At 72.3% G+C, this 9,396-nt stretch carries 1 protein-coding gene; it reads left to right on the forward strand.

Annotation, left to right across the window (positions count from 1 at the left end):
- Positions 1–27 precede the first annotated feature (27 nt).
- The gene (locus tag ABZ463_RS39300; RefSeq protein ID WP_362784791.1) at positions 28–9,369 is read left to right on the forward strand and encodes an amino acid adenylation domain-containing protein; all 9,342 of its coding nucleotides are present in this window, start codon (positions 28–30) and stop codon (positions 9,367–9,369) included.
- Positions 9,370–9,396: the final 27 nt, after the last annotated feature.

Genomic DNA, 9,396 nt, shown 5'->3' on the forward strand with positions numbered 1-9,396 from the left:
TACGGGAAAGCCGAAGGAGGGAACCGCATGTCCGCGGTTGGTGGGGTGCCCCCGGCGACGCTGCCGGAACTGATCGGGGCACAGGTGGCCAGGACACCGGACGCCGTCGCCCTGGTGGCCGGGAACACCCGGCTCACCTACGCCGAGCTGGACCTTCGGGCCGGTCGGCTGGCCCGGCTGCTGGCCGGGCGGGGAGTCGGCACGGAGGACGTCGTCGCCCTGGCGCTGCCGAGGTCCGTCACGGCGATCGCGGCCGTCTACGCGATCGCCAAGTCAGGGGCGGCCTGGCTGCCGGTCGACCCCTCCCTGCCCGCGGACCGGATCACACGCATGGTCGCCGACTCCGGGGCGAAACTGGTCCTCACCTCGGCGGAGACGGCTCCGGGCCTGCCCGACTGCGGCGTCCCCCTCCTCCTGGCCGACTCCTCCACCGACACCGGGACCGGGGAGGTCCCGCTGCGGCCCCTCTCCCCGGCCAACACCGCCTACGTCATCTACACCTCCGGCTCGACCGGCACCCCCAAGGGCGTGGCCGTGACCCACGCGGGGCTCGCCGCCCTGGTCGCCACCCACGCGGGCCTGACCGGCATCGACGGCACCAGCCGCGTACTGCAGGGCGCCTCCCTCAGCTTCGACGTCTCCGTCTCGGACATCGTCAACACCCTCGCCAACGGCGCCACCCTCGTGCTGCCGCGCGAACAGAGCCAGATGGTCGGCGAGGAGCTCGCCGGCCTGATCGACGAGTACGGGATCACCCACGCCGACCTGTCACCGGCGATGCTGGCCACCCTGCCCGACGTGCCGCTGCCGACCCTGCGCGCCATCGTCGTCGGAGGGGAGGCGGTCCCCCGCGAACTGGTCTCCCGATGGAGCGCCGGGCACGCCGTCTTCAACGGCTACGGCCCCACCGAGACCACGGTCACCGCCACCATGAGCGGCCCCCTGACCGATGACGAGGAACCGCCGATCGGCCTGCCCTGCCGCGACACCCACGTCCACGTCCTGGACGACGCCCTGCGCCCGGCCGCCGAGGGCGAGCTGTACGTCGCGGGACCCGGACTGGCCCGGGGCTACGTGGGCAGGCCGGGCCTGACCGCGGAACGCTTCGTGGCCTGCCCCTTCGGCGAGCCGGGCGAGCGGATGTACCGCACCGGCGACAGGGTACGGCTGCGCCCCGACGGGCAGCTCGACTTCGTCGGCCGAGCCGACGACCAGGTGAAGATCCGCGGCTTCCGCATCGAACCGGGTGAGGTCGAGGCGGTCCTGGCCGGGCACCCCGCCGTACGGCAGGCCGTGGTGCTGGCCAGGCAGGACGAGCCCGGCCGCAGGCTCCTCGTCGGCTACGTCACCGGCCAGGCCGACCCGGCCGAACTGCGTGAGCACTGCGCGGGCAGGCTGCCGCACTACATGGTGCCCGCCGCCGTCGTCGTGCTTGAGACGTTCCCGCTCAACGCGGCGGGAAAGGTCGACAGGAAGGCCCTGCCCGCCCCGGTCTTCGGCCAGGCCGACGTGGGGACGCCCGCCCCGGCCGACGAGCTGGAGCGGACCCTCCACGAGCTCTACCGGAAGGTCCTCGGCCTGGCCGACGTGGGGGTCGAGAAGTCCTTCTTCGAACTCGGCGGCGACTCGATCACCGCGATCCAGCTGGTCTCCGAGGCACGCAGGGCCGGGCTGCGGATCAGCCCGCGTGACGTCTTCACCGCGGGCAACGTGGCGGCCCTGGCCAGGATCGCCGGGACGGTCGAGGAACGACCCGCCGTGACGGAGGAGGCGGGCGCCAACCTCGGCGAGGTCCCGCAGACCCCCGTCATCGCCTGGCTGGCCGCGCAGCGGGGACCGCTGGACGGCTACCACCAGTCGATGAGCCTGTCGATCCCCGCGGAGACGACCGACGAACGGCTGACCGCCGCGCTGCAGGCCGTACTGGACCGGCACGACGTGCTGCGGATGCGGACCTCGGCGCCCGCCGTACGGCCGTGGCGGCTCTGGACCCGGCCCGAGGGCGCCGTGCGCGCCGGGGACGTGGTCGAGTTCGTGACCGGCGAGGCGGACTTCGCGGCGGCGGCGCGCACGGCACCGGCCCGGCTGCGGCCCGAGACCGGGGTGATGCTCCAGGCGGTCAGGTACGGCGCGCGCCTGCTGCTCGTCGTCCACCACGTGGTCGTCGACGGGGTGTCCTGGCGGACCCTCCAGGCGGACCTGCTGGCGGCGCTGCGCGAACCGGGAACGCCGCTCGAACCGGTGCCGACCTCCTTCCGCCACTGGGCGCGGCGGCTCGGCGAGGCGGCCCTGTCCCCCGCCCGCGTGGCCGAACTGCCGTTCTGGGCCGAGACCCTGAGGACACCGGAGACACCGCTCGGCGGACGTGCCTTCGACCCGGCCCGCGACACCTACGCCACCGTCGGCTCACTCCGCCTCGCGCTGCCGCCCGAGATCACCGAACCACTGCTCACCCAGGCCCCCGCCGCCTTCCACGCGCAGGTCAACGACGTGCTGCTGACCGCCTTCTCCCTCGCTCTCGGGCACTGGCGCGCACGCCGCACCCCCGGCTCGGGGACGCCCGTGCTCGTGGCCGTCGAGGGACACGGCCGGGAGGAGATCGTCGACGGGGTCGACCTGTCCAGGACGGTCGGCTGGTTCACCTCGGTCTTCCCGGTACGGCTCGACCCGGGCACGGTGCCCTGGCCGGAGGTGACCGCCGGAGGCGCGGGAGTCGGCGCCGCGCTCAAACGGGTCAAGGAACAGCTGCGCGCCATCCCCGACCACGGCATCGGCTACGGCCTGCTCAGATACCTCAACCCCGAGACCGGGGCCGTCCTGGGCGAACACCCCGAACCGAGGATCGAGTTCAACTACCTGGGCCGCTTCCCGATGGACGACGTCACCGGCGAGGACTGGCTGGCCGGAGCCGACCTGGTGGGTGAGGGCGGCGAACCCGGCATGTCGCTGCCGCACGCCCTCGGCCTCGACGCCCTCACCCTCGACACCCCGAAGGGCCCGGCGCTGCTGGCCGAGTGGACCTGGGCGGGCGAACTGCTCACCGAGCGGGAGACCGCCGAACTCGCCGAGGCCTGGTTCACCGCGCTGCGCGGTATCGCCGCCCACGTACGGCGAAACACCGTGAACACCTACACCCCCTCCGACTTCCCCCTCGTCGAGATCGACCAGGCCGGACTGGACGCCCTGGTGGCCGCGCACCGGCCCGCCGAGATCGGCGACGTGTGGCCCGCGTCCGCGACGCAGAGCGGCATGGCCTTCCACTCCCAGTACGACCTGGGGGCCGCCGACGTCTACACCGCCGCGTGCAGCTTCGACCTGACCGGGGAGCTTGAGGTGCCCAGGCTGCGCGCCGCCGCCACGGCGCTGCTGGAACGCCACCCCAACCTGCGCGCCGCCTTCCACCGGGGCGAGGACGGCTCGACGCTCCAGGTCGTCGTGGACGGCGCGCGGGCGCCCTTCACCGAGATCGACCTGTCCGGCGTGGACGACTTCGAGGAACACGCCGCGAGGATCGTCGAGGAGGAACGCGCCCGCCGCTTCGACCTGTCCCGCCCACCGCTGGTGCGCTGGCTGCTGCTGCGCGCCGCACCGGAACGTCACCGGCTCGTCGCCTCCATCCACCACATCCTGCTCGACGGCTGGTCCATGCCGATCTTCGCCGAGGAGCTGTGGGCCCTGTACGCGAGTTCCGGCGACGACTCCGCGCTGCCGCGCCGCGTGCCGTACCGGGACTATCTGGCCTGGGTCGGCCGGCAGGACCGGGAGGCCGCCAGGCGGGCGTGGACCGCGGCGCTGACCGGATTCGAGGAGCCCACGCTGGTCGCGCCCGGCCAGAGGGCGCCGGAACCGCCCCTGCGGCTGCGCAGGGAGCTGCCCGCCGAGACCACCGACCGGCTCGTACGGCTCGCCCGGCGGCACGGCGTGACCGTCAACACCGTGATCCAGGCGGTCTGGGGGGTGCTGCTGACCAGGCTGACCGGCCGGGGCGACGTCGCCTTCGGCATGACGGTCTCCGGCCGCCCGCACGAGATCCCCGGAGTGGAGCGGATGGTCGGCCTGCTGATCGACACCGTCCCCGTCCGGATCGGGGTCCGCCCCGCGGAGAGCTGGGCGGCGCTGCTCACCCGGGTGCAGGCCGAACAGGCCGAACTCCTGGACCACCAGCACCTGGGGCTGGCCGAGATCCAGCGGTGCGCCGGGCTCGGCGGCCTGTTCGACACCGTCGTCGTCTACGGTAACTACCCGGACAACGCGCCTCTCGGCGTCGAAGGCGTCCTGGACGTCGCACTCGTCGAGGACGCCGACAGCGCCCACTACCCGCTGCTGCTCGCGGTCACCCCCGGCGAACGGCTCGGCCTGCATCTCGACCACCAGCCCTCCGTCATCACCGGCGAGGCGGCCACGACCCTGCTCGGCCGGTTCGAACGACTGCTCGGCCACCTGCTGGACGACCCCGGGGCACCGGTCGGCCAGGCCGGAGTCCTGACGCCCGGGGAGCGGGCCGAGATCCTCGGTGGATGGAACGACACCGCGGGGCCGGTCCCCGAGCGGAGCCTCCCTGAGCTGTTCGCCGAACAGGTGGCGCGCGTCCCGGACGCGGTGGCTCTGCGCTGCGGCGATGAGGAGCTGACCTACCGGGACCTCGACCTGCGGGCGGAACGGCTGGCCGACCGGCTGGCCGCGGCGGGCATGGGCCTGGAGACGCCGGTCGCGCTGCTGATGGACCGCTCCGCCGACCAGGTGGCCGCGCTGCTCGCGATCCTCAAGGGCGGCGGCCTGTACGTGCCGCTCGACGACCGCCACCCGCTGGAACGGCTCAGCCGCGTGCTGGCCGACAGCGGCGCCGGGCTGCTGCTGGTGGACGAGGCGCACCAGGGACACCCGCTGACCGGCTCTGACCGGCTGCGGACCATCCGGGTGCACGCGGCGGAGCAGGCCGGGGAACGTCCCGCCGTCCGCGTCCTGCCGGACAACCGGGCCTACCTGATGTTCACCTCGGGGTCCACGGGGGTGCCGAAGGGCGTGGCCGTCACCCACGGGAACGTGGTGGCGCTGGCCGCCGACGGCCGGTTCGGTGGAGAGGAGCACCGCCGGGTGCTGGTCCACTCCCCGCTGGCCTTCGACGCCTCGACCTACGAGCTGTGGGTGCCGTTGCTGTCGGGCGGTCAGGTGGTCGTGGCGCCGCCGGGGCAGCTCGCCACGGCTGATTTCGCCCGGTTGTTGTCCGGTGGTGGGGTGGACGCGCTGTGGTTGACGGCGGGGTTGTTCAACCTGGTGGCGCAGGAGGCGCCGGAGTGTTTCGCGGCGGTTCGGCAGGTGTGGACCGGCGGCGACGTGGTCTCCCCGGCTTCGGTGCGCCGGGTGCTGGAGAGGTGCCCCGGGTTGACGGTGGTCGACGGGTACGGCCCGACCGAGACCACGACCTTCGCCACCTGCCACCCGATGCGCTCGGCCGGTTCCGTCCCTGCCTCGGTGCCCATCGGCGGGCCGATGGACAACATGCGGGCCTACGTCCTGGACGAGGCGCTGCAACCGGTCCCGGCCGGAGTGGCCGGCGAGCTCTACCTCGCGGGCGAGGGCCTGGCCCGTGGGTATGCCGGCAGGCCTGGTCTGACGGCTGAGCGGTTCGTGGCGTGTCCGTACGGCGGGTCAGGTGGGCGGATGTATCGCACCGGGGATCTGGTGCGGTGGAACGCCTCGGGGGAGATCGAGTTCGTCGGTCGTAGTGATGACCAGGTGAAGATCCGTGGTTTCCGGATCGAGCCGGGTGAGGTCGAGGCGGTGGTCGGGGGGCTTTCCTCGGTCGGTCAGGTTGTGGTGGTGGTCCGGGAGGATCGTCCGGGCGACAAGCGGCTGGTGGTCTACGTCACCGGGGAGGCCACTTCCGAGCAGGTGCGTGAGTATGTGGGTGCCCGGTTGCCGGGGTACATGGTGCCGGTGGTCGTGACGCTTGGGGCCCTGCCGGTCACGGCCAACGGCAAGATCGACCGCCGCGCCCTGCCCGAGCCCGAGGTCGGTGCGAACGAGGGGCGTGAGCCGCGCACTCCCCGGGAGGAAGTCCTGTGTGGCCTGTTCGCCGAGGTCCTCGGCGTGGAGCGGGTGGGCGTCGACGACGGCTTCTTCGACCTGGGCGGACACTCACTCCTGGTGATGAAGCTGGTCAGCCGGATCCGCACGGTCATGGGGGTCGAGTTGCCGATCAGGGCACTCTTCGAGAACCCGGACGTGGCCAGGTTGGAGCGGTACCTGGCCACCGAGCAGGCCGGTACCGTACGGCCCGCCCTGACCGCCATGACCCGGCCGGAGCACGTCCCGCTGTCCTTCGCCCAGCAACGCCTGTGGTTCATCGAACAGCTCGAAGGACCCAGCGCCCTCTACAACACCCCTCTGGCCGTACGGCTACGCGGCCCCGTGGACACCTCGGCGCTCGACGCGGCGCTGGCCGACGTGGTGACCAGGCACGAGGCACTGCGGACGACCTTCCCCTCGGTCGGAGGACTGCCCCGCCTGCGGCTCGCCGAGAACGCCCGCCCGGTACTGGAGACGCGCGTGTGCGCGGACGACGCCGACGTCCGCGCGGCGGTCGAACGCATCTCCGTCGAGCACGTCTTCGACATCGCCGTGGACATCCCGGTGCGGGCCTGGTTGCTGTCGCACGGTGCGGACGAGCACGTGCTGGTCCTGCTGCTGCACCACATCGCCGGGGACGGCTGGTCACTACGGCCGCTGTTCGACGACCTGGCCGCCGCCTACCAGGCACGATCGGCTGGAAACGCCCCCGACTGGGCGCCGCTGCCGGTGCAGTACGCCGACTACGCCCTCTGGCAGCGCGACCTCCTCGACACCCTCCTCGACGGGCAGCTCACCCACTGGCGGAACGCACTGGACGGGACGCCGGAGGAACTGGCGCTGCCGTACGACCGGCCCAGGCCGGACCGGGCGAGCCACCGGGGTGGGAACGCCCCGTTCCAGGTGGACGCCGAGTTGCACGCCAGGCTCGTCCGGCTGGCCGCAGGGCACCATGTCAGCCTGTTCATGCTGTTGCAGGCCGCCGTCGCGACCCTCTACAGCCGCCTCGGAGCCGGAACGGACATCCCGCTCGGCACCCCCACGGCCGGACGCACCGACGAGGCGCTCAACGACCTGGTGGGCTTCTTCGTCAACACGTTGGTGCTGCGCACCGACCTGTCGGGAAACCCGACCTTCACCGAACTGCTCGACCGGGTCCGTACGACCAACCTGGACGCCTACACCCACCAGGACGTGCCCTTCGAACGGCTCGTCGAGCACCTCAACCCTGAGCGGGTCCCGGCCAGGCACCCGCTCTTCCAGACCCTCATCGCGATGAACAGCCAGACCCCGCTGCCGGCGGAGTTCGCCGGGCTGGAGTGCCGGGAGTATCCCTTCGACCTGGACGTCGCCAAGTTCGACCTGGCCTTCAACTTCGCCGAGACCGGCGACGGCCTGACCGGCATGATCGAGTACTCCTGCGACCTGTTCGACCACGGCACCGTGACAACGCTGGCCGAAAGGCTGGTCCGGGTGCTGCGGGCGGTGGCCGACGACCCCGGACAGCACGTCGCCACCCTGGAGATCCTGGCTCCGCAGGAGCGGGAGCTACTGGTGACCGGGTGGAACGACACCGCCGTCCCGCAGGTCGTCACGACCCTGCACCGGCTGTTCGCCGAACAGGCCGCCAGAACCCCCGACGCCGTGGCCGTCGTCTCCGGCGACACCCACCTCACCTACGCCGACCTCGACACCCACGCCAACCACCTGGCCCATCAGATCATCGAGGCGGGCGCCCGGCAGGACATGCCGGTCGCGTTGCTCATGGACCGCTCGCCCGCCCTGGTCGTCGCGATCCTCGGCATCCTCAAGGCCGGAGCCGCCTACCTCCCCCTCGACCCCCGGCAACCCACCGAACGCCTCCAGCGGATCCTGACCGACGCGGGCGCCACCCTCCTGCTCACCGACACCACCCACGATCTCCACATCACCACCCTGACCATCACCCCACCCACGACCCCGGTGCCCGTCACGGCCCCACCGGACACCGCCCGGCCAGAACACACGGCCTACGTCATGTTCACCTCCGGATCGACCGGGACGCCCAAGGGCATCACGATCACCCACCAGAACGTGATCGACCTGGTGACGGACAGGTGCTGGCGGCAGCCGTACGAACAGCGGATCCTGTTCCACGCGCCGCACGCCTTCGACGCCTCCACCTACGAGCTGTGGGTGCCGCTGCTCTCCGGCGGCCAGGTGGTCGTCGCGCCGGCGGGCAACGTGGACGCGGCCGGGATCCGTGCCCTGGTCGGACGGCACGACCTCACCCACGTCCACGTCACGGCCGGTCTGTTCCGGGTGATCGCCGAGGAGGACCCCGACGCCTTCGCGGGGGTGCGGGAGGTGCTGACCGGAGGCGACGTGGTCTCGCCCGCCGCGGTGCGCCGGGTGCGCGAGGCGAACCCCGGCGTCACGATCCGGATCCTGTACGGTCCGACCGAGACGACGCTCTGCGTGACCCAGCTCGAGGCCGGGTCGGGGCGGCTGTCCATCGGCCGCCCGATGGACAACACCCGCGTCTACGTGCTGGATGAGGGACTGCGGCCGGTCCCGGCCGGCGTCGCGGGCGAGCTGTACATCGCGGGCACCGGCCTGGCCCGCGGTTACGTGGGCAGGTCCGGTCTGACGGCTGAGCGGTTCGTGGCCTGCCCGTACGGCGGGCGGATGTACCGCACCGGGGACGTCGTCCGCTGGAACACCTCAGGAGAGATCGAGTTCGTCGGCCGTAGTGACGACCAGGTGAAGATCCGTGGCTTCCGGGTCGAACTCGCCGAGATCGAGGCCGTGACCGGTGAACACCCCTCGGTACGGCAGGCGGTCGTGGTCGCCCGTGAGGACCGGCCGGGAGACAAACGCCTGGTCGCCTACGTCACCGGGGAGGCCGTCCCCGAACAGGTGCGTGAGCACGTCGCCGCCCGGTTGCCCGCCTACATGGTGCCGACGGTGATGGTCCTGGACGCCCTGCCCGTCACGGCCAACGGCAAGATCGACCGGCGCGCGCTGCCCGCACCCGACTTCGGCACGGCCGGTGGTCGTGGCCCGCGCACCCCGCGGGAGGAGATCCTGTGCGGCCTGTTCGCCGAGGTCCTCGGTCTCGAACGGGTGGGCATCGACGACGGCTTCTTCGACCTGGGCGGCCATTCGCTGCTCGCGACCAAGCTGGTCAGCCGCATCCGCACCGTTCTCGGCGCCGAGTTGCCGATCCGCTCCCTGTTCAACGCCCCCACCGTCGCCGGTGTCGTCGACGAACTCCCCAAGTCCGGCCCGGCCAGGCCCGCGTTGCGGCCCAGGCGCTGAGCAGCCCGTGATCTCCGTCGGAGGAAG

The sequence above is a fragment of the Streptosporangium sp. NPDC020145 genome (assembly GCF_040631275.1).
Lineage (GTDB): Bacteria > Actinomycetota > Actinomycetes > Streptosporangiales > Streptosporangiaceae > Streptosporangium.

Excerpts from the sequence above, each read along its gene's own strand:
- ABZ463_RS39300 (WP_362784791.1), top strand. The coding sequence starts at position 28 with ATGTCCGCGGTTGGTGGGGTGCCCCCGGCGACGCTGCCGGAACTGATC.